At 69.0% G+C, this 20,879-nt stretch carries 17 protein-coding genes and 1 tRNA gene; 9 read left to right on the forward strand and 9 right to left on the reverse strand.

Annotation, left to right across the window (positions count from 1 at the left end; all coding sequences use genetic code 11):
• Positions 1-81 precede the first annotated feature (81 nt).
• The 5 genes from ACTJKH_RS16190 to ACTJKH_RS16210 are packed head-to-tail and all read left to right on the forward strand — an operon-like array spanning position 82 to position 5,812.
• The gene (locus ACTJKH_RS16190; RefSeq protein WP_440737766.1) at positions 82-1,407 is read left to right on the forward strand and encodes a Gfo/Idh/MocA family protein; all 1,326 of its coding nucleotides are present in this window, start codon (positions 82-84) and stop codon (positions 1,405-1,407) included.
• Positions 1,404-2,330 (forward strand): NAD-dependent epimerase/dehydratase family protein, encoded by a 927-nt coding sequence (locus ACTJKH_RS16195; RefSeq protein ID WP_440737800.1) that lies wholly within the window; start codon positions 1,404-1,406, stop codon positions 2,328-2,330. The genes ACTJKH_RS16190 and ACTJKH_RS16195 overlap by 4 nt, the downstream gene beginning before the upstream one ends.
• Positions 2,331-2,340: 10 nt before the next feature.
• Entirely contained in the window at positions 2,341-3,240 is a 900-nt protein-coding gene (locus tag ACTJKH_RS16200) for a 5-dehydro-4-deoxyglucarate dehydratase (protein ID WP_440737767.1), read from the forward strand.
• On the forward strand, positions 3,237-4,373 hold the full coding sequence (locus ACTJKH_RS16205; RefSeq protein ID WP_440737768.1) for a mandelate racemase/muconate lactonizing enzyme family protein: 1,137 nt from the start codon (positions 3,237-3,239) through the stop codon (positions 4,371-4,373). The genes ACTJKH_RS16200 and ACTJKH_RS16205 overlap by 4 nt, the downstream gene beginning before the upstream one ends.
• A complete protein-coding gene (locus ACTJKH_RS16210; RefSeq protein WP_440737769.1) occupies positions 4,370-5,812 on the forward strand; it encodes an aldehyde dehydrogenase (NADP(+)) in 1,443 nt (480 codons plus the stop codon). The genes ACTJKH_RS16205 and ACTJKH_RS16210 overlap by 4 nt, the downstream gene beginning before the upstream one ends.
• Before the next feature lie 87 nt (positions 5,813-5,899).
• Here ACTJKH_RS16210 and ACTJKH_RS16215 read toward each other — a convergent pair whose 3' ends face one another.
• Positions 5,900-8,188, reverse strand: a complete 2,289-nt coding sequence (locus ACTJKH_RS16215; protein ID WP_440737770.1) for a glycoside hydrolase family 3 C-terminal domain-containing protein — start codon at positions 8,186-8,188, stop codon at positions 5,900-5,902.
• Positions 8,189-8,281: 93 nt separating this feature from the next.
• Between ACTJKH_RS16215 and ACTJKH_RS16220 the strand changes: the two genes are divergently transcribed.
• Positions 8,282-8,893, forward strand: a complete 612-nt coding sequence (locus tag ACTJKH_RS16220) for a TetR/AcrR family transcriptional regulator (RefSeq protein WP_440737771.1) — start codon at positions 8,282-8,284, stop codon at positions 8,891-8,893.
• Between the two features lie 59 nt (positions 8,894-8,952).
• On the opposite strand, the gene ACTJKH_RS16225 is transcribed toward ACTJKH_RS16220, so the two are convergent.
• The 4 genes from ACTJKH_RS16225 to serS form a co-directional block, all read right to left on the reverse strand.
• Complete coding sequence (locus ACTJKH_RS16225; protein WP_440737772.1) at positions 8,953-10,191, reverse strand: LCP family protein; 1,239 nt, start codon at positions 10,189-10,191, stop codon at positions 8,953-8,955.
• Positions 10,192-10,243: 52 nt separating this feature from the next.
• Positions 10,244-10,328 (reverse strand) — tRNA-Ser (locus ACTJKH_RS16230).
• Positions 10,329-10,370: 42 nt separating this feature from the next.
• On the reverse strand, positions 10,371-11,192 hold the full coding sequence (locus ACTJKH_RS16235) for an HAD family hydrolase (protein WP_440737773.1): 822 nt from the start codon (positions 11,190-11,192) through the stop codon (positions 10,371-10,373).
• Positions 11,189-12,472 (reverse strand): serine--tRNA ligase, encoded by a 1,284-nt coding sequence (gene serS, locus ACTJKH_RS16240; protein WP_259160432.1) that lies wholly within the window; start codon positions 12,470-12,472, stop codon positions 11,189-11,191. The genes ACTJKH_RS16235 and serS overlap by 4 nt, the downstream gene beginning before the upstream one ends.
• A 75-nt stretch (positions 12,473-12,547) precedes the next feature.
• Here serS and ACTJKH_RS16245 point away from each other — a divergent pair, with 75 nt between their 5' ends.
• Positions 12,548-13,546, forward strand: coding sequence for a diacylglycerol/lipid kinase family protein (locus ACTJKH_RS16245; RefSeq protein ID WP_440737774.1), 999 nt, complete (start codon positions 12,548-12,550; stop codon positions 13,544-13,546).
• 54 nt (positions 13,547-13,600) lie between these two features.
• On the opposite strand, the gene ACTJKH_RS16250 is transcribed toward ACTJKH_RS16245, so the two are convergent.
• The 3 genes from ACTJKH_RS16250 to ACTJKH_RS16260 form a co-directional block, all read right to left on the reverse strand.
• A complete protein-coding gene (locus ACTJKH_RS16250; protein ID WP_440737775.1) occupies positions 13,601-14,326 on the reverse strand; it encodes a hypothetical protein in 726 nt (241 codons plus the stop codon).
• A 60-nt stretch (positions 14,327-14,386) separates the two neighbouring features.
• Complete coding sequence (cls, locus tag ACTJKH_RS16255) at positions 14,387-15,847, reverse strand: cardiolipin synthase (protein WP_440737776.1); 1,461 nt, start codon at positions 15,845-15,847, stop codon at positions 14,387-14,389.
• Between the two features lie 100 nt (positions 15,848-15,947).
• Complete coding sequence (locus ACTJKH_RS16260) at positions 15,948-16,121, reverse strand: hypothetical protein (RefSeq protein ID WP_164481682.1); 174 nt, start codon at positions 16,119-16,121, stop codon at positions 15,948-15,950.
• 119 nt (positions 16,122-16,240) lie between these two features.
• Here ACTJKH_RS16260 and ACTJKH_RS16265 point away from each other — a divergent pair, with 119 nt between their 5' ends.
• Positions 16,241-17,359 carry a DUF4192 family protein gene (locus tag ACTJKH_RS16265; RefSeq protein ID WP_440737777.1) on the forward strand — a complete coding sequence of 373 codons (1,119 nt, stop codon included), beginning with the start codon at positions 16,241-16,243 and terminating at the stop codon, positions 17,357-17,359.
• On the opposite strand, the gene lysS is transcribed toward ACTJKH_RS16265, so the two are convergent.
• Complete coding sequence (gene lysS / locus ACTJKH_RS16270; protein WP_440737778.1) at positions 17,352-18,878, reverse strand: lysine--tRNA ligase; 1,527 nt, start codon at positions 18,876-18,878, stop codon at positions 17,352-17,354. The genes ACTJKH_RS16265 and lysS overlap by 8 nt on opposite strands.
• A 77-nt stretch (positions 18,879-18,955) precedes the next feature.
• On the opposite strand from lysS, the gene ACTJKH_RS16275 reads away from it, so the two are divergent.
• Positions 18,956-20,833: a DUF2207 domain-containing protein gene (locus ACTJKH_RS16275; RefSeq protein WP_440737779.1), complete on the forward strand. Its 1,878-nt coding sequence runs from the start codon at positions 18,956-18,958 to the stop codon at positions 20,831-20,833.
• Positions 20,834-20,879 lie beyond the last annotated feature (46 nt).

The following is a 20,879-nucleotide window of genomic DNA, read 5'->3' on the forward strand; positions in this document are numbered from 1 at the left end:
GAGCTCGCCCGCGCCTCCACCGCGGCCCTGTGCTATCGTCGAGAAAACGTTTCCTGAGTCCGAGATCAAAGAAGGATCACGATGACGAAGACCCGCTACGCCCTCGCCGGAGCCGGAGCCCGCGCCCAGATGTACATCGAGGGGATCCTCGGCGCCCACCGTGATCGCGCCGAGCTCGTGGCGATCGTCGAACCGAACCCGGTGCGCGCCGCGTACTACGCCGACCGCATCGCCGAGGTCGGGGCGCCCGCTCCCCGGCTCGCGACGCCTGACGAGCTCGAGCAGGTGATCCGCGACGAGCGCGTCGACCGGGTCATCATCTGCTCCCGTGACGACCTGCACGCCGAACTGATCGTCCGATCGCTCGAGGCGGGCGCCGACGTCGTCGTCGAGAAGCCGCTCACGATCGACGCGGCGAGCGCGGCCCGCATCGAAGACGCCGTCGAGCGCACGGGCCGTCAGGTCGTCCTGACCTTCAACTACCGCTACTCGCCGCGCAACAGCGCGCTGCGCCAGGTGCTCCAGGACGGCACGATCGGCCAGATCACCTCGGTGGACTTCTCGTGGATGCTCGACACCAACCACGGCGCCGACTACTTCCGCCGCTGGCACCGCGAGAAGATGAACTCGGGCGGACTGCTCGTGCACAAGTCGAGTCATCACTTCGATCTGGTGAACTGGTGGATCCGCTCGCAGCCGACCCGTGTCTTCGCCTCGGGCGGTCTGCGGTTCTACGGTGCCGAGAACGCGAGGACCCGCGGACTGGGCGAGCGCCCCGCCCGCGGCACCCACGACGGCGGCGACGTCTTCGAGCTCGATCTCCGCACCGACGAGCGCCTCGCCGCGCTGTACCTCGACGCCGAGGAGCATGACGGATACAAGCGCGATCTCGACGTGTTCAGCGAGGGGATCACGATCGAGGACAACCTCGCACTCGTGGTCGACTACGCCTCGGGTGCGACCATGTCGTACTCGTTGAACGCGCACTCGCCGTGGGAGGGCTACCGCGTCGCGGTCAACGGCACGCTCGGCCGGGTCGAGCTCGAGGTCGTCGAGCGAGGCGCCGTTCTCGCCGGCGAGGGCCTGCATCCGCACATCGACCCCAGCCTCTCGGGCAGCGACGGCACCACCTCCCTGCGCCCGGAGGGCGAGCGACTGCTCGTGCAGCGGCACTGGGAAGAGGCCTACGAGGTCTCGATCGACGGCGGCGACGGCGGCCACGGCGGCGGCGACGAACTGCTTCTCTCGGATGTCTTCGAGGGCCCTGGCGACGACCCGCTCGCGCGCCCCGCCGACTGGACCGACGGCATCCGTTCGATCGCGGTCGGTATCGCCGGCAACCGTTCGCTCGAGACGGGCCTGCCGGTGAAGGTCTCGGAGCTCGGCATCGCGCTGCTGGAGCACTGATGAGGATCGTCGTCACCGGAGGATCCGGCCGACTCGGGCGATCGCTGTCCGCGGGTCTCGCCGAGGCGGGGCACGAGATCGTCTCGATCGACCGAGAGCCGACCGACGACCTCGATCGCCCGGGAATCACCCAGTTCTCGCTCGACCTGACCGATGCGGATGCCACGGCATCGGCGCTCGCGGGCGCCTCAGCCGATGCACTGATCCACCTCGCAGCGATCGCTGTGCCGTTCAGCGCGCCGGAGGACGTCATCCTGCGCACCAACGGCGCGCTCGCGCAGTCGGTGCTCGGCGGAGCAGTCCGCGCCGGCATCCACCGCGTGGTCGCCGCCTCCAGCCCGACCGTGATCGGCTACGGCGCTCCGCGCGGGTGGACGCCCGAGCGGCTGCCCCTCGATGAGGCTTCGCCCGCCGAGCCGTGGAACGCCTATGCCCTGTCGAAGCTGCTCATCGAGCAGACCGTGGACATGCTGCGGCGCCAGGCCGGCGACGACGTGCGCTTCGCGTCCTTCCGCCCCTGCTACGTGATCGCCCCGGAAGAGTGGGCCGGCGCTCCGACGCAGCAGGGGCACACCGTGCTCGACAGGCTCGATGACCCGGCGCTGTCGGCCCCCGCTCTGTTCAACTACGTCGATGCCCGGGACGTTGCCGGCTTCGCCGACACCCTGCTCGCCGCTCTCGACGACATCCCGAACGGCGAGGTCTTCTTCGTCGGCGCCGACGATGCGCTCGCCCGTCGTCCTCTGAGCGAGCTGCTCCCCCGCTTCCACCCCGGCAGCGAGCGCGCGGCTGCTGCATTGACCGGCAACTCCCCCGCCTTCTCGTCGGCGAAGGCCGCCCGCCTGCTCGGCTGGCGCCCGACCCGCAGCTGGCGGACGGAGCTCGACCCCGCCACCGCATCCGCCGCCGCATCCGTCTCCTGAAAGGCTCGACATGGACTTCGATGGAATCCTCTTCTTCCCGGTGACCCCGTTCGCCACGGACGGCACGATCGACCATGACCTGCTCGCCGCCCATGTCGCGACCGGCGTCGAGGCCGGGGCCGGCGGGGTGTTCCCCGCGTGCGGCACGGGCGAGTTCCACGCCCTGTCGGCGAGCGAAGCCGCCGCGGTCACCCGCACGGCTGTCACCGCTGTGGCCGGACGCGTCCCGGTGATCGCCGGCGCTGGCGGCCCGCTCGGCCACGCGATCGAGGTCGCGACGGCCGCAGCCGATGCCGGCGCCGACGGTCTTCTCGTGCTGCCGCCCTATCTCGTCGGCGGCACGCAGGCGGGGCTCGCCGCCTATGTCGAGCAGATCGTCGAGGCAGCGAGCCTGCCCGTGATCATCTACCACCGCGGAAGCGCGCAGTACTCGGTCGAGACGGTTCGCCGGCTGGTCGCCAATCCGAAGGTCGTGGGCTTCAAGGACGGCACCGGCGACATCGGCACGACGCAGCTGATCGTCCGCGCCGTGGCCGAGGAGGGCCGCTCGGACTTCGCGTTCTTCAACGGCCTGCTCACGGCCGAGCTCACCCAGGGGGCGTATCGCGGCATCGGCGTGCCCCTGTATTCCTCGGCCGCCTTCGCGATGGCGCCTGACATCGCCGACGCCTACTACCGGGCCTATGCGGACGGTGACGAAGCGCGGCGCCTCGCTCTGCTCGACGGCTTCTATCGACCTCTCGTCGAGCTGCGCGACGAGACCCCGGGGTTCGGGGTCTCCCTCATCAAGGCGGGCCTGCGGCTCTCCGGCCTCGCGGTCGGGTCGGTCCGCGCACCGCTCGTCGACCCGACTCCCGCGCAGGAGGCACGCCTCGCCGAGATCCTCGCGGCAGGACGCGCACTGCTGTGACCACGATCCGGAGTCTGACGACGCGTCTGCAGCGGGTGTCGTTGACGCGCCCGTGGGCTGCCGATGTCACCTCCGTCGGCGTCATCGCGACGCATGTCGTCCGCTCCGACGGAGCCGAGGGCTGGGGATTCTCGTGGAGCCCGCAGATCGGGGCGCCTGCGGTGAACGCTCTGCTCGAACACGACATCGCACCGGCCGCAGTCGGGCGGTCGGCAGTCCCCGGCGAAGCCTGGCAGGGTCTGTGGGAGCACCTGCATGAAGCCGGAGGCGGAGGGATCACGACCATCGCGCTCGCCGGACTCGATCTCGCGCTGTGGGACGCCGCGGCTCGGTCAGCCGGGGGCACGGTGTCCGGATCGATCGGCCGCCGCCGCGATCGCGTGCGCGCCTACGGCTCGGGGGTGAACCTGCACTATCCGCTCGATGACCTGCTCGCGCAGGTGCAGCGGTGGATCGATTCGGGGTTCGACGCCGTGAAGATCAAGGTCGGCAAGCCCGATATCGCCGAGGACCTCGACCGCGTCGCCGCCGTCCGCGAGCTGTTGGGACCGGATCGATCGCTGATGATCGACGCGAACCAGCGGTGGGATCTCGACCGGGCGGCCATGTCGGTCGACGCGCTGTCGCGTTTCGACCTCGCCTGGATCGAGGAACCGCTGCGAGCCGACGACCTCGACGGCCACACGGAACTCGCACGACGCATCGATGTGCCGATCGCGCTCGGCGAGAACCTGCACACCGTGCACCGCTTCGGCGACTTCCTGCGCTCGGGTGCGGCGCAGATCGTGCAGCCCAACATCGTGCGCGTCGGCGGCATCACCCCGTTCCTCCGCATCGCCGAACTGGCCGCATCGCACGGCGCCGCCCTGCACCCGCATCTGCTCCCCGAGCTCTCGGGGCAGCTCGCGCTGACTCTGCCCGACACTGCATCCGAGGTGCTCGTCGAAGATGTCGAGGACGCCGGGTTCGGCGCGCTGGGCGCCCTGGTCGACCCCGCGCCGGTGACGATCGCCGACGGCTGGCTCACCGAGAACGCGCACGACGGACTCGGCATCCGCTTCGCCCCTCTGCTCACCGATGACCCCGCACGCATCGACGACCCCGCGTTCACCGCAGGAAAGGACCCCTCGTGACCACGTCTTCCGAAGATCTCGACGCGATCGTCCACGCCGCAGCCGCCGCCGCCCCGATCTGGCGGCGCTCGTCGGCCGCGGATCGTGCGCGCTGGCTGCGTGCCGCCGCCGATGCGCTCGACGCGAACGTCACGGAGCTCGTCGCGCTCGCCGACGAGGAGACCCGTCTGGGCGCCACCCGCCTGACCGGCGAGGTCGCCCGCACGAGCGGTCAGCTGCGACTCTTCGCGACGGTCGTCGAGGAGGGCTCCTACCTCGAGCTCACGATCGACGACGCGGATGCCACGGCGACGCCGCCGCGACCCGAGCTGCGCCGCCTGCTCACCGCGCTGGGCCCGGTGGCGGTGTTCTCGGCCTCGAACTTCCCGTTCGCGTTCTCCGTCGCGGGCGGCGACACGGCCTCGGCCCTGGCCGCCGGCAACCCCGTCGTCGTGAAGGCGCACTCGGGCCACCCTCGCCTGTCGATCCGCACGGCCGAGCTCGTGGCAGCCGCGCTCGAAGACGCGGGAGCACCTGCCGGCTCGCTCGCACTCGTGGAGGGGCGAGAGGCAGGTAACGCGCTCGTGCAGCATCCGCTCATCCGCGCCGCAGGCTTCACGGGTTCGGTGTCGGGCGGACGCGCGCTGTTCGACCTCGCCTCCGACCGCCCCGATCCCATCCCGTTCTACGGCGAGCTCGGCAGCATCAACCCGGTCGTGATCACCGAGGCCGCGGCCGCCGCACGAGCGGAATCGCTCGCTCAGGGGCTCGTCGGGTCCTTCACCCTCGGCATCGGCCAGTTCTGCACCAAGCCGGGCGTGGTCTTCGTACCGGCGGATTCTGGTTTCGAGGATGCCGTCGCGTCAGCCCTCCCCGCGACTGCGGGCGGCCCGCTTCTCACCGACCGCATCACCGAGGCGTTCCCGACCGGGCTCGCCCACCTCGAGGAAGACCCTTCGGTCTCGATCGTCGCGGAGGGAGCCGAGGTGGACGGGGTCCGCCCTGTCGCGCTCCGCACGGACGCGCGTGCTGTCGCCGAGCGCCCGGAGGTGCTGCTCGAGGAGTGCTTCGGGCCGGTCACCCTCATCGTGCGCTACGACTCGCAGTCCGACCTGCACGCGGCGCTCGCGACGGTTCCGGGCAGCCTCACCGCGACCCTGCACTCCGAGCCCGGCGAAGACTCCACCGCGACCCTCGAATCGCTGCAGGAGCGTGCGGGACGCGTGCTCTTCGCCGGCTGGCCGACCGGGGTCGCCGTGACCTGGTCGCAACAGCACGGCGGACCGTGGCCGGCGACGACATCGCTGCACACGTCTGTCGGCGCATCCGCGATCCGCCGCTTCCTGCGCCCGCTGGCATTCCAGGACGCTCCGGAGTCGCTGCTCCCTGAGGTGCTGCGCGACGATTCGCTCGCTCGCCTGCCGCACCGCCGCAACGGCGTGCTCGTACTCCCCGCCTGACCTCAGCCGAACGGAAGCACCCGGGAGAGATCGAAACGCCCTCCCCGTCGCGCGACGGGGAGGGCGTCTCGGCATCCGGGGTGCGAGTCAGCTCTGCGGCAGCACTCCCGCGTTCGCCCCGGCGAGCAGCTGCTCGATCTGCTCGTACGTCACGTCGACACCCGGGAAACCGATGAGGCGTCCGATCGGGAACGACGCCATCATCTTCTCCATCGCCTCGTCATTCGGCATCATCGATGCGGCCGATGAGTCGGCTCCGGTGAGTCCGTCCATCACGCCACCGAGCGCTCCCATCACGATCGGGCCCGCGACCGGGTGGGCGACGACGTCGCCGATCGAGGAGTTCATGGTGAGGGGCAGCGCGACGGCGTCTCCCTCGACCTCGACCGTCGACGACGAGCGGATGTCGCGGCTGGATGCGGCGACCTCGACCGTGTACTCGCCGCCCTCGACGATGAACCGATCGACGCGGACGTCCCAGTAGGCGAGGTCCGCGCGGCGGACGACGAGCTCGACAGCGCGGGTCTCCCCTGCGGCCAGCGCCACGGACGAGAACGCCTTGAGCTCACGCGGTGCACGCTGCACGACGGAGCGCACCGGGGCGACGTACACCTGCACGACCTCGCGGCCGTCGCGCACGCCCGTGTTGGTGACCTCGACGGTCACGGCGATGTCGCCGTCAGCTGTGACCGACACCGAGGCCTCCCCGTACGCGAACGTCGTGTAAGAAAGGCCGTGGCCGAACGGGTAGGCGACCTCGAGGCCCTTCGCGTCGTACCAGCGGTAGCCCACGAGAACGCCCTCGCCGTAGCGGACGTGACCGAACTCGCCGGGGAAGTTGCCGAAAGAGGGGTTGTCCTCGAGCCGCACCGGAACGGTCTCGGTGAGCTTGCCCGACGGGTTCACGGCGCCGTACAGCACGTCCGCGACGGCACCGCCGCCTGCCTGCCCCAGCAGCCAGGTCTCGACGATCGCGGGCACCCGGTCGGCGAAGGGCAGCGCCACGACGCCGCCGTTCGAGAGCACGACCACGGTCGTGGGGTTCGCCTGGATCACGGCGTCGAGCAGCGCGAGCTGGTCGGCAGGAAGGTCGATGTGCTCACGGTCGAAGCCCTCCGACTCCTCCGCGGCGGGAAGCCCGAGGAAGACGACCGCCACATCGGCTGCGGATGCCACGGCCACGGCCTCGTCGCGCAGGTCGTCGTCGGAGCGTCCGGATGCTGCGACGGCCCCGCCCGCGACCGCGAAGCCCGGTGCGTACGAGACGTCGTCGCCGGCGACGGCGCGCAGCTCGTCGAGCGCCCCGTCGACCCGGGTCGGGTTGATCAGAGACGAGCCCGCGCCCTGGAAGCGCGGTTCGGTGGCGAACGCTCCGATGACGGCGATCTTCTGTCCCGCACCGAGCGGAAGCACGTCGCCGTCGTTCTTCAGCAGGACGATGGAACGGCCGGCGGCCTCTCGTGCGAGTGCGTGGTGCGCGTCGACGTCCAGCGGACCCGACACGGCCGGGCGCCGACCGGCCTTGCGCACCAGGTCGATCGCGCGGGCGGCCGCGGTGTCGAGCACGCTCTCGGCGAGCTCACCCGCGCGCACGGCGGCGACGAGCTGGGCATCCGTGCGGCCGCCTGACGAGGGCATCTCCAGGTCGAGTCCCGCGGCGACGCCGGCAACCCGGTCGTTCACCGCACCCCAGTCGGAGACCACGAGCCCGTCGAAGCCCCAGTCGTCGCGCAGCACCTGCGTGAGCAGCCACGGGTCCTCCGAGGTGTACACGCCGTTGAGACGGTTGTACGAGCACATGACGGTCCATGGCTGAGCGTCCGTGACGACGCGTTCGAAGCCGCGCAGGTAGATCTCGTGCAGCGGACGAGGATCGACGTCGGAGCTCGCGCGCATCCGATCGAACTCCTGGTTGTTCGCCGCGAAGTGCTTGAGCGAGGAGCCGACTCCCTGCGACTGCACGCCGCGCACCGACGCCGCCCCGAGGATGCCCGACACGATGGGGTCCTCGGAGAAGTACTCGAAGTTGCGTCCGCACAGCGGCGAGCGCTTGATGTTGATGCCGGGGCCGAGCACGATCGCGACATCCTCGATGGCCGCTTCGACGCCGATGGCCGCGCCGACGCGCTCGATGATCTCGGGGTCGAACGATGAACCGATGCCGACGGCCGGCGGGAAGCAGGTGGCGGGGACACTGCTCGCGAGACCGAGGTGATCCGTGCTCCCGGATTGCTTGCGGAGGCCGTGCGGGCCGTCGGTCATCATGATCGACGCAAGCCCGACGCGATCGATCGACTTGGTCGTCCAGAAGTCCGCGCCGCTCGTGAGCGATGCCTTCTCTTCGAGGGTGAGGTCGGATGCCGAGATCTCGGTCATGGTCTTCCTTTCGCAGGCGACGGCAGTGTCTTGCGAAAACTATATGCGAGTAGGTATTGGATTTCAAACGTTGTTCAGGATTAGTCTCGAGAGATGGCACGACGAGGTTCATATGCGAAGGGCGTCGCCAGACGCGGAGAGATCCTCGAGAGCGCGCTCGATGTGATCGGACGCAAGGGATACCAGAATGCGTCGCTCAAACAGATCGCCGAGGTCGTCGGGGTCACCCCGGCAGCGCTCCTGCACTACTTCGGGAGCAAGGAGGAGCTGTTCACCGAAGTGCTCCGCACACGCGACGAGCACGACCTCAACACTCCGCAACCGGTGGATCCGGTCGACGCGAAAGCCGCGTTCGTCGACGTGATCCGCCGCAACGCCGAAGTCCCGGGCGTCGTCGAACTGTTCTCCCGCCTGGCTGTGGATGCCGTCGATCCGGAGCATCCCGCCCACCGCTACTTCCTCGATCGCAGCGAACGACTCCGGGAGAGCATCGCGGTCGCGTTCGAGCGCGACGAGCAGCGGCGCGCGACCCTCGACCCCGACACCATGGCCAGGGTGATCCAGGCCGTCTCCGACGGGCTCCAGCTGCAGTGGATGATCGACCCGACCGTCGACATGCCCGGCATCATCGAGTCGCTGATGGACGTGCTCTACCCGCCGGCTCCGGGAGCGACGCCACCGCCCGCGGGGGCGCACGAGGACTGAACGAGAGAACCGCCCTCTCCCGGCAGGGATGGGGCGGCTCTCCGATCAGAACGCGCGAGTCAGTTGACGTTTCCGTTCGAGCAGGTCTGCTGCGCGGCGGAGTTGCCCTTGATCGAGTCGGGGAGCGCCACGACGTTGTCGGGCGTGGCCGCAGGATCGGGGGTGGCCGCGCCCGCATCAGCGGGCGTGGGCTCGGTCACGACGACGCCGTCGCTCTCGGTGTTCTCATGCGTGACCTGCAGCTGGGCGTTCGCGTTGATCGCGTCCCACATCTCCTGCGCGGCGGATTCGTTCGCCACGACCTTGTTGGCGTTGTCCCAGTCCGCGCCGGTCGGGTACTGCAGGAAGACGATGTCCTCGAACGGCACGGACTTCACCGCGAGAGCGATCTGCACGATCTTCATGGGGTCGGCGAGCGACGTGCTGGCCTCGACGTTGCTGAGTCCCGTGTTGGCGAGCTTGAGCATCATCGGGACGTTTCCGAGGGTCTCGCTGCTGATCAGCTTGCGCACGAGGCTCGACATGTACTGCTGCTGGTTGCCGATGCGGCCGAGGTCGCTGCCGTCACCGACACCGTGGCGGGTGCGCAGGAACTGAAGAGCCTCGAGTCCCTTCACCGTGTGCGTGCCCGCGGTCATGTCGAGGCCCGTGTATCGGTCCTTGATCGGCGTCGCGAGGCAGACGTCGACGCCGCCGATCGCGTTGGTGATCTCGATCACGCCGCCGAAGGTCACGGACGCCGCGAACTGGATCTCCTGGCCGGTGAGCTCCGTGATCGTCTTCGCGACGCAGTTGAGGCCGCCGTCGGTGTAGGCGACGTTCAGGGGCTGCTTGCTCATCGCCGAATGGACGTTGCCCTGGGCGTCTTCGCACTCCGGGATCGAGAGCATCAGGTCGCGGGGGAAGCTCACGACCGTGATGCGGCGAGGCTCCTGCGAGACGTGCACGAGCAGGTTGACATCATTCAGCGTGCCCTCGGAGTCGGCTCCGTCGCACCGATCTCCGAAGTACTCCGCATACTCCTCTTCGCACGTGTCGACGCCGGTCAGGAGGAGGTTGAATCCCTCCTTGTATTCTCCGATGTCGGGCGGCAGTTCCGTCGTCGTGTCGAGCTCGACCGCGTTAGCCGTGACCGTGCTGGAGAGATCGTAGAAGACGTATGCCGCGATGCTGAAGCCGCTGACGAGGACGACGGCGAGACCGATCGCGACGAAGGTCAGAAGCTGGCTGAGCGGACCCGGCGTGCGCAACTGACCATGGCGCGCGATGGTGCGACGGCGTCGGGTGCTAGGACTCACTCGGGGCCTTTCGGTCAGCGTGCGGTGCGGGGGGACACCGTTCCCTGGAATGCGGAGGGTGTGGGATTCGAACCCACGAGACATCTCTGCCCACTGGTTTTCAAGACCAGCTCCATCGGCCGCTCGGACAACCCTCCCGACAGAACAATCTGCCGACAAGCCGTGAGTCTAGCCGAGTTCTATTCTCCCGCGCTGACCTGGGCAGGTGCTGGAAGCGTGTTCAGCGCTGTCGCCAGCCCGCCGTCCTCGACGTCCGCCGTCACCTCGCCGGCGGCGTCCTTGACCTCGTCGGGCGCCTGCCCCATCGCCACAGCACGACCGTCGAGCCCGAGCGCCCACCCGAACATGCCGATGTCGTTGCGGCCGTCTCCGGCGACGAGCACCTGGCCCCGCTCGAATCCCAGCTCGGTGCGCACGCGCTCCAGGGCCGTTCCCTTGTCGACGCCCTGCGGCGCGATGTCGAGCCACGCCGTCCAGCCGATCGCGTACGAGACCTCGTTGAGTCCTGCGTCGGCGACGAGTCGGTGGAAGTCGTCCTCGTCGTGACCGGGAGAGACGACCACGATGCGCGAGACCGGCTCGGCCGCGAGCTCCTCGAAACTCACCTGCCGGCCTGCATCGAGCGTCCAGTCGTCCATGTGCTCGGTGTAGAGCCGCTGGCCCGACCCGAGCTCCACCATGTACCGCGCCTCCGGCAGCCGCTCGCGCAGCAGCGCGAGAACGGGCGCGGGGTCGAAGACCTCGATGTGCCACCGCTCCCACTCGTCACCGACACGCCGCATCGTCACGGCACCGTTCGAGCACACGACGTACTCCGCCGTCAGGCCGAGCATCTCCACATATCGACGCGTCGCCATCCAGCTGCGTCCGGTGGCGATGGTCACCTCGTGCCCGGCGTCACGCAGCCGAGCGACGGCTTCAGGCACCCCGGGGCTCATCGTCTCGTCCTGCAGCAGGATCGTACCGTCGACGTCGAGGCCGACGAGCCAGGGAGCGGTCATGCCTCGGGCTCCAGGACCTCGAGTCCGCCCAGGTAGGGCCGCAGCACCTCGGGCACCCGCACGGAACCGTCGGCCTGCTGGTGCGTCTCGAGCAGCGCGACGATCCATCGGGTGGTCGCGAGGGTGCCGTTGAGCGTGGCCACCGGCTGCGTCTTCGCGGTCTGACCGTCTTGCGCCTCCGGCCGGTGGCGGATGTCGAGGCGGCGAGCCTGATACGTGGTGCAGTTCGAGGTGGAGGTCAGCTCACGGAAGGCACCCTGCGTCGGAACCCACGCCTCGATGTCGTACTTGCGTGCGGCGCTCGACCCGAGGTCGCCCGCCGCCACGTCGATGACGCGGTACGCGAGACCGAGAGAGGTCAGCATCTCCTCCTGCAGTGCGACGAGACGCAGGTGCTCCGCCTCGGCATCCTCGGGGTTCGTGTAGACGAACATCTCGAGCTTGTTGAACTGGTGCACTCGGATGATGCCGCGGGTGTCCTTGCCGTGCGAACCCGCCTCGCGCCGGTAGCACGTCGACCAGCCGGCGTAGCGCAGCGCGCCCTTTCCGAGGTCGAGGATCTCGTCCTTGTGGTACCCGGCGAGCGCGACCTCGCTGGTGCCGACCAGGTAGAGATCATCATCCTTGTCGAGGTGGTAGACCTCGTCGGCGTGCTCGCCGAGGAACCCGGTGCCCTGCATGATCTCCGGTCGCACCAGGGTGGGCGTGATCAGCGGCACGAAGCCGTTCTGCAGAGCCTTGTCGAGCGCGAGGTTCATGAGGGCGATCTCGAGGCGCGCCCCGATGCCGCGCAGGAAGTAGAAGCGGGCACCCGAGACCTTCGCGCCGCGCTCCATGTCGATCGCACCGAGGATCTCGCCCAGTTCGAGGTGATCGCGCGGTTCGAAATCGAAGGCCGGCACGTCGCCGACGCGGCGGAGTTCGACGAAGTCCGCCTCACCGCCGGCGGGGACGCCGTCGACGACGACGTTCTCGATGCGGGCGAGTGCAGCGGATGCCGCCTCTGACGCCTCGTTCGCGCTCTGCTGCGCCTGCTTGACGCGCTCGGCGAGGTCCTTCACCTGCGCGACGAGCGCGGCCTTCTCCTCTTTGGGGGCCTTCGCGACCTGCTTGCCGAACGCGTTCTGCTCGGCACGCAGCTCTTCGAATGCGGAGAGTGCCGCTCGGCGCGATCGGTCGGCCTCGAGTGCGATGTCGACGGTGCCCTGGTCGTTGCCACGGGCGGCCTGAGAACGGCGGACGATCTCCGGGTTTTCGCGGAGGAGTGCGAGGTCGATCATCCACCAAGTCTATGGTGCGTGCCGGGCGCGTCCGCCGCGGCCGGCACGGCGCATCCGCCGCACTAGAGTAGCGCCATGACGATGAGCGCCCCCGCCCGGCGACAGGCGGCGCTCGTGTACAACCCCATCAAGGTCGACGAGAAGCATCTGCGCGCCAGGGTCCGCACCCTGTCGAGCGAAGCCGGATGGGAGCATCCGGCGTTCTATCCGACGACCGTCGCGGATCCGGGCCAGCGGGCGACGGCGCAGGCGCTCGAGCGCGGAGTCGACGTCGTGCTGGTCGCCGGAGGCGATGGCACGGTGCGCGCGGTGTCCGAGGCCATCGCGAACACCGGTGTTCCGCTCGCGATCCTCCCCAGCGGCACCGGCAACCTCCTCGCCCGCAATCTCAACCTCCCGCTCGGCGACTCCGACGAGATGATCAGAGCGGCCCTGGGCGGTTTCCGACATGCGATCGACATCGGGTGGGCGCGACTCACCCGCGAGAGCGGCGAGCACGAAGAGCACGCCTACGTGGTCCTGGCCGGTATCGGCCTCGACGCCGACATGATCGCCAACACCCGCTCCGACCTGAAGAAGTCGGTCGGGTGGATCGCGTACGTCGACGGCGCCGCACGGTCGCTGGTGTCCGCGGAGCCGTTCCGAGCAGTGTTCCAGATCGACGACGGACGTCTGCACACCACGAAGGTGCACAGCATCCTGTTCGCCAATTGCGGCACTCTGCCGGCCGGTATCGCCCTGATCCCCGATGCCTCCATCGCAGACGGCATCCTCGACGTCGCCGTGATCCAGCCGACGGGCGTGCTGGGATGGCTCGGCGTGTGGCGCAAGATCTGGTGGGACAACTCGGTGCTCCGACGCTCCCGTGCAGGACGCCGCGTGCTCGAGCGCCGGGGCAGGGATGCGTCGGTGCACTACTTCCGGGGACTGGTCGCCGAGGCGGCAGCTCCCCGACCGATCCCGATCGAACTCGACGGCGACGAGTTCGGCCTCGCGGTGCGCGTCACCTGCAGGGCGGACCCGGGCGCGCTGCTGCTCGCTCTGCCCGCCGGACATCCGGTCGCCGCACTCTGAGAGCGCCGCGACGAACCATCGCGGCACCCTTGTCCGATCAGCGCTCGGTCCGGATCAGCGAACCTGGACGGTGCCGTCCAGGCCTCCTCCGACGAGAGTCAGGGTGAAGTCGTCGTCGTCGACCGCGTCATCGCCGAACGCGATGATCGTCGCCCGAGGCGCCATGTCCATCGTGCACACCTGGGTGTCATCGGTGACGAAGGTGGCCGTGCCCGTCGCGCCCGAGCCCTCGAGGCTCTCGACGACCGGAGCGCAGCTCGACGAGCCCCACGTGAGAAGCACGAGCGAGCCGTCGTCGAACCAGCCGGCGCTCGGCGTGTACTCGGTCGATGACCCAGGGGTGCCCGTGAACGACGGGTCGCCGTCGAGATCGACGTCGTCCACGACGTCGCCGTAGGTCACCTTCAGCGTGATCCCCTTCGTCGGGTCGACTCCCTCAGGAACCGCTCCGACACTCGCACGAGGAGCGAGATCGGCCGTGCAGGCCTTGTCGGCGTCCTCGGAGTCGACGAGGGCCGCCGTGACGGTCTGCCCTTCGGCCGACACCTGGTCGACCTGCGGAACGCATGTCGAGGACCCCCAGGTGACGACGCCGAACATCCGGCCGTCGTCGAGAAGGACCCCCTCGATGTCATCGGCGTCATCCGTGCTCCCCGCCGTGGGCGAGGTGGACGGCGCGTCGGTGGGGGCATCCGCACCGGGAGTCGAGGTGCATCCTGCGATCAGCAGGGCGGCCGCGAGCGCGGAGAGAGCGGCGATGACGCGAGTGGGGGTGGCCATGCACAACAGGGTACCGGCCGGTGCGACCCGCGGGCACCCCCGCGCACATGCCTGAAAGGTCTACTGAAGTGCCGAGGTGAGGCGTGCGAGGTTGTCGAGCACGGTCGAGCGCAGCGGCTGCTGCATCCACTCGTCCAGCGTCAGCTCCCGGCTGAGCGAGCGGTACTCGTCTTCGACCTCGCGCATCTCGGCGACGAACTCCTCGCCGCGCACGAGCATCGAGACCTCGAGGTTGAGACCGAACGATCGCATGTCCATGTTGCTCGAACCGATCACCGCGACCTGGTCGTCGATCGTCAGGCTCTTCGTGTGCAGGATGTACGGTTTGCGGTACATCCAGATACGGACTCCCGCCTTCAGCAGCACCTCGTAGTAGCTGCGCTGCGCGTGGTAGACCATCGCCTGGTCGCCCTCTTCGGAGACGAACAGCTCGACCTCGACGCCACGGTCGACCGCGGCGGTCACCGCGAGCAGCAGCGCCTCGTCGGGGACGAAATAGGGGCTGACGATCATGATCCTGTCCTTGGCCGCATACAGCAGCCCGAGGAACAGACGCAGGTTGTTCTCGACCTCGAACCCCGGCCCGGACGGCACGACCTGGCAGTCGAGATCGCCCGACCCGGCCTCCGCATGCGAGATGTCGATCTCCTGCAGCACCTCGTCGGTCTCGCTGTACCAGTCGCTGAGGAAGATCGCGTTCACGCTCAGGACGACCGGACCGTCGATGCGCACCATGAGGTCGACCCAGTGCAGCCCGCGTTTGATGTTCTTCGGCAGGTTGTACGTCGAATCGGTGACGTTCTGCGAACCGAGGAACGCGACCTTGCCGTCGACGACGAGGAGCTTGCGGTGGTTGCGGAGGTCGGGGCGCTGCATGCGCCCCTTGAGCGGCTGCACCGGCAGCATCAGGTGCCAGTTCGCCCCCATCCGATTGAGGCGCGCGATCGTGTCACGGTACTTCGGCTTCCACCGGTTCGCCCAGTGGTCCAGCAGCACTCGCACCTGCACCCCGCGTGCGGCGACCTCTTCCATCGCCCGGAAGAAGTTGTCGGTCGACGCGTCGGACTGCAGGATGTAGAACTCGACGTGGACGTAGTCCTCCGCCTTGCGGATCTCTTCGGCCATCGCGTCGAGCGACTCCTGGTACCCCGAGATCAGATGGGCGCCGTTGTCGCCCGAGATCGGAAGGGCACCGAGTCGATGGTTCATCTCGACGAGCGGAGGGAACCAGCTCGGGGCGTTCGGTCGCAGCGTGCCGAAGTGCAGGTGCTCGCTCGTCTCGGCGATGTACTCGTTGATCTGGTCCTGCTTGCGGCGGCGTGCGCGCGGCAGTCGCGGGTTGCCGATCAGCAGGAAGAGGAACACCCCGACGAACGGGATGAAGAACACGGCGAGCAGCCAGGCCATCGCCGCGGTGGGTCGCCGGTTGCGCGGGATCACGATGATCGCGGTGATGCGGATGGTCAGGTCGAGAGCGACCAGGAAAGCCGTGATCCACCACGCCCAGGTCTCGGGTGTCATCCCTCGTCCTCTCGGCGGGTCGGCACATCGGCGACGAGCGCCTTCGTGGGCACCTGCAGGGGTGCGCTGGCTACACAGTAGCCGATGGTGCGGACGCCGCTCAGGACCGCGGCGGCAGGCCGCGAGCGGCCCGCTCCTCGGCCTCGATGCGGGCGTGCACCTTGCGCTCGGTCCGATCGAAGCGAAGGATCCCGCGCAGCACGAAGAAGAACACGACGCTCACCCCGATGGTCGGGATGATCGACCATGCGGCGGCGAGCCAGAAGTTCTCCATGACTCCATGGTACGCGGTGCGCGACCCACTGCTCCTCCACATTCGCGGGTCCACGGAGGCACCGGGCCAGCCCTGTGGAAACGCGGGTTCGGAAGCTCCCTCGCGATGACACTCGCAGGATGACCACACTGCTCAGAGCCTCCGGCTCCGCTGAGTTCCTCAGCATCGTCCCGTCCCTCGCCGGCTTCACCCCCACCGACAGTCTCGTCCTGCTGCCGTTCCACGGCACTCGTACGTGCGGGGCGATGCGGCTCGACCTCCCCGACGACGACGTCTCGCTCCACGACTACGTCGACGCGTCGATCGGTCTCGTCTCGCGCGTCGACGGAACGGATGCGGTCGCCGTCGTCGTCTACACCGATGACGAGGTGCACGAGACCCGCGACGGGATCGTCCTGCCGCTCGCGGTCGAAGTCGACGAGTTGCTGGGTCGCGCCGAAGATGCCGGCCTGCGCATCGTCGATGCCCTCTGCGTCACGCCGTCCGGCTGGTCGAGCTATCTCGATCGCGACCCCGAGGTGCGGCGTCTCGACGAGGCGCCCCCTGCGGTGCCGGGCATCGGCGATGTCTCGGGCGACCAGCTGTCGGGCGTCGCGCTGCCGACGGTCGACTTCGCGGAGAAGGAACGCGTCGGCCGGGCACTCCGCGAGATCTCCGATCTGCTCGAAGGCACCAGGAGCGATGCCCTCGCCGGTCGACGGAATCCGCAGGCGATCGCCGCCCTCGTGCTCCTCGAAGACATCCCCGCATTCTTCGAGGCGGTCCTCTCGCCATCCGACGATCTGCCGCCGTTCGCGACCGCGGCGCTGCTCTGGTGTCTGGACCGGCCCCTTTTCCGCGACGTCGCCCTGACGCAGTGGGCGACGGACGCCGTCGGCGGCGCTCGGACCCTTGCCGCGCAGCTCGCCTTCGCCGACGCTCGCACGGCTGTGCCCGACGACCTCGGGGATGTGTTCCTCGGCAGGGGGCCGTCGCCCGACCCCGATCGCCTTCGCCGCGCACTGACGCTCGCGCGCGCGACGGCGGCTCGCGCACCACTGGCCTCCCGGCCCGGCCCGCTCACCGCCGCGGCGTGGCTGTCGTGGGCGCTCGGCCGAGCGAGCCACGCCGCCCATTACCTCGAGCTCGTGCGCGAGATCGATCCCCGCTACGGCCTCGCCGCCCTGCTCGACACGATGATCAACGCCGCAGTGCTGCCCGAGTGGGCGTTCCGCCGCGGCGCGACCTCGACTACTTGACCAGGGGGAAGAGGATGGTCTCGCGGATTCCGAGCCCGGTGATCGCCATCAGCAGGCGATCGATCCCCATGCCCATGCCACCGGACGGCGGCATGCCGTGCTCGAGAGCCCGCAGGAACTCCTCATCGACCGGCATCGCCTCGACGTCGCCTCGCGCGGCGAGCTTCGCCTGCTCGACGAAACGCTCGCGCTGGATGACGGGGTCGACGAGCTCTGAGTATCCGGTCGCGAGTTCGAAGCCGCGGATGTACAGGTCCCACTTCTCGACCACGCCGTCGATCGAACGGTGCTCGCGGACCAGGGGCGACGTGTCGACAGGGAAGTCCATCACGAAGGTCGGGCGCACGAGGTCGCCCTTCACGAAGTGCTCCCACAGCTCCTCGACGAGCTTGCCGTGCGTCGCCTGAGCCGGAAGGTCGACGCCGTTGGCCTCGGCGAACGCGATGAGGTCCTCCACCGAATCGCCCGGGGTGACCGTGCGACCGGATGCGGCCGACAGCGACTCGTACATTGAGATGCGGTCCCACTCGCCACCCAGGTCGTACTCGGTGCCGTCGGCCCAGGTCACGGTCGTCGAACCCGACACCGCGATCGCCGCCTTCTGCACCAGCTCCTGCGTGAGCGCGGCCATCTGGTTGTAATCGCCGTAGGCCTGGTACGCCTCGAGCATCGCGAACTCGGGGCTGTGCGTGGAGTCTGCGCCCTCGTTGCGGAAGTTGCGGTTGATCTCGTAGACCCGCTCGATGCCGCCGACGACGGCGCGCTTCAGGTAGAGCTCCGGCGCGATGCGCAGGTACAGCTCGGTGTCGAACGCGTTGGAGTGCGTGACGAACGGACGAGCCGAGGCACCTCCGTGCTGCACCTGCAGCATGGGTGTCTCGACCTCGAGGTAGTCGTGGCTGCCGAACGTCGCGCGCAGGCTGGCATTGACCGCGGCACGGGCGCGGACCGTGGTGCGCGCCTGCTCGCGGACGATCAGGTCGAGGTACCGGCTGCGCACGCGACCCTCTTCGCTGAGCTCGGAGTACGCGTTCGGAAGCGGCAGGATCGCCTTCGAGGCGATCGCCCATCCGTCGGCCATGATCGAAAGCTCGCCTCGGCGGCTGGAGATGACCTCGCCATGGACGAACACGTGGTCGCCCAGGTCGACGTATTCCTTCCAGTCGGCGAGCGACTCCTCACCGACGTTCGCGAGCGAGATCATCGCCTGGATGCGCGAACCGTCGCCCGCCTGGAGGGTCGCGAAGCACAGCTTGCCGGTGTTGCGACTGAAGACCACACGGCCCGCGACGCCGACCACGACGCCGGTCTCGGCGCCGGCCTCGAGCTCGCCGTACTCGGCACGCAGGGCGGGGATCTGATGCGTCACCGGAACACCCACGGGGAACGCTCCCCCACCGGCATCCGTTCGATTCGCGACCAGGCGCTCGCGCTTGGCGAGACGCACGGCCTTCTGCTCGTGGACGTCTTCTTCGGTGGCGGCCGTGGCCGTCTCGGGCGCGGCAGACGCGTCAGTCATTCGGGGCTCCTTGAAAAGTCGTCTCCAGTTTACCGAGGTCGAGTCGCTCGTCCCGCGGTCGAGCCTGGGTAGCCTCGATGCATGGCAGCCATCAGACTCGCCCGCACCCTCGCCACCATCGGACTGGCCAGATCGGCGTCGCCGCGGCGGTCACCCCGGCTGCCGCCGCGGTTGCGGCCCCGGCTGCCTCGGCGGCCGCATCCGCCGCCGACAACACCGGCATGCTCGCCGACGCGAGGTCCGCGAGCGCCGATGTGGACGACTTCTCGTATGAATCGTGGGACGCGCGTTTCGACGTGTCGCTCGACGACGAAGGCCGTGCGCGGATGCACGTCACCGAGACGCTGACGGCGAGGTTCCCGGACTTCGATCAGAACAAGGGCATAGTCCGCGGAATGCCGACCAGCTACGAGAATGCGTGGCTCGAACTGCAGATCCTGTCGGTGACCGACGGAAGCGGCGCCGACGTGCCGTACGAGACCGACGAGGACGACGGTCTGCTCTATGTCCTCACAGGCGACGACGACTATGTGCAGGGCACTCAGACCTACGTCATCGAGTACGAGATGCGCGATGTCGTCCTCGCGGCCGACACCGGCGTCGACGAGTTCTACTGGGATCTCCTCCCCCTCGACAGCACGCAGCCCGTCGAGGAGTTCCGCGCCGACGTCGTGTTCGACGCGCAGATGACAGACCGGATGACAGGCGCCACGCGCTGCTACGTGGGGTATGCGGGTTCGACCGACGAATGCCCGCTCACTGAGTCGGCCGACGGATCAGCGTTCCATGTCGAGGCGAACGAGCTGTCCCCGGGGCAGGGAGTCACCGTCGCGGTCGGCTTCGACGCGGGCACCGCCGCACAGCCGTCAGCTCGTGAGCCCGATCCTGTGACCGACACCGTGCCCGCGATCGCCGCGCTCGGCGGACTCGGTCTCTCGGTCGGCGCCTGGTTCGCCGTGTCGTCGTTCAAGAGGTCCCGACGAACCGCCGACGGCATCGTCGTCGCCCAGTACGACGTGCCGGATTCCCTGCCACCCCTGCTCGCCGCAGCGATCGTGCCGGGGGCGAAGGCTGCGATCCCCGCTGAGATCGTCCACCTCGCGGTGCGTGGCACGGTGCGCATCGAAGAGGGGACGGAGGCCGAGGAACCGCGGCTACGGCGCCTCCCCGGAGGCCGCATTCCCGATCAGCTGGATGTCGAAGCGCTCGATGCCCTGTTCACGGATGCCGACGCCGACGGCGTCGCCGAACTCCCGACCTCGAGTGAGGAGTTCGCCGCACGTATGACGGCCCTGTCGAAGAGCGGCGCCGAGGCGGCAGAGTCTCGGGGGCTGGTGACGAAGGCGCGAAGCCGCGGCGCGATGATCCTGCAGTGGTGCGCGATCGCCGTCGTCGTCACGGGGTTCGGACTCGGCCTGTGGGGGATCATCGCGGGGAGGGTCACCGCGATGCCCGCCTTCGTCGCGATCGCGTTCGGGCTGTTCCTCGTGCTGCTCTCGTCGCTCTACAGCTTCTCGAAGCACACGGTGCTCACCGCAGAAGGAGCCCGACAGTACGAGTACCTCATGGGGGTCAGGGAATTCATCCGCGTGGCAGAAGCCGATCGACTGCGGATGCTGCAGTCGTACTCGGGTGCGGAACGCCGTCAGGACGGCGACGCGAACGTGATCGTCGTCTACGAGCGTCTTCTGCCCTACGCGATGCTGTTCGGGATGGAGGACGAGTGGGGCCAGGTGCTCGAGACGGCGTACGCCTCCGCGCAGCGCGGGGCGACCTGGATCGGTGACCCCACCGCACCGTTCGTCCGAGGGCAGCTCGTGGCTTTCGCCGCCTCGTCGAACGCTGCCGCGACCTACTCGGCACCGAGCGCGAGCAGCTCGTCGAGCGCCGGCGGATCGTTCGGCGGGGGCTTCTCCGGCGGCGGAGGAGGCGGCGGCTTCTCGGGAGGCCGCTGACCGCAGAGGGGCATCTGACCTCAAGGGGGCATCCGACCTCAGCGGG

The organism is Microbacterium sp. 22215 (genome assembly GCF_052045655.1).
Classification (GTDB): Bacteria; Actinomycetota; Actinomycetes; order Actinomycetales; family Microbacteriaceae; genus Microbacterium; species Microbacterium phyllosphaerae.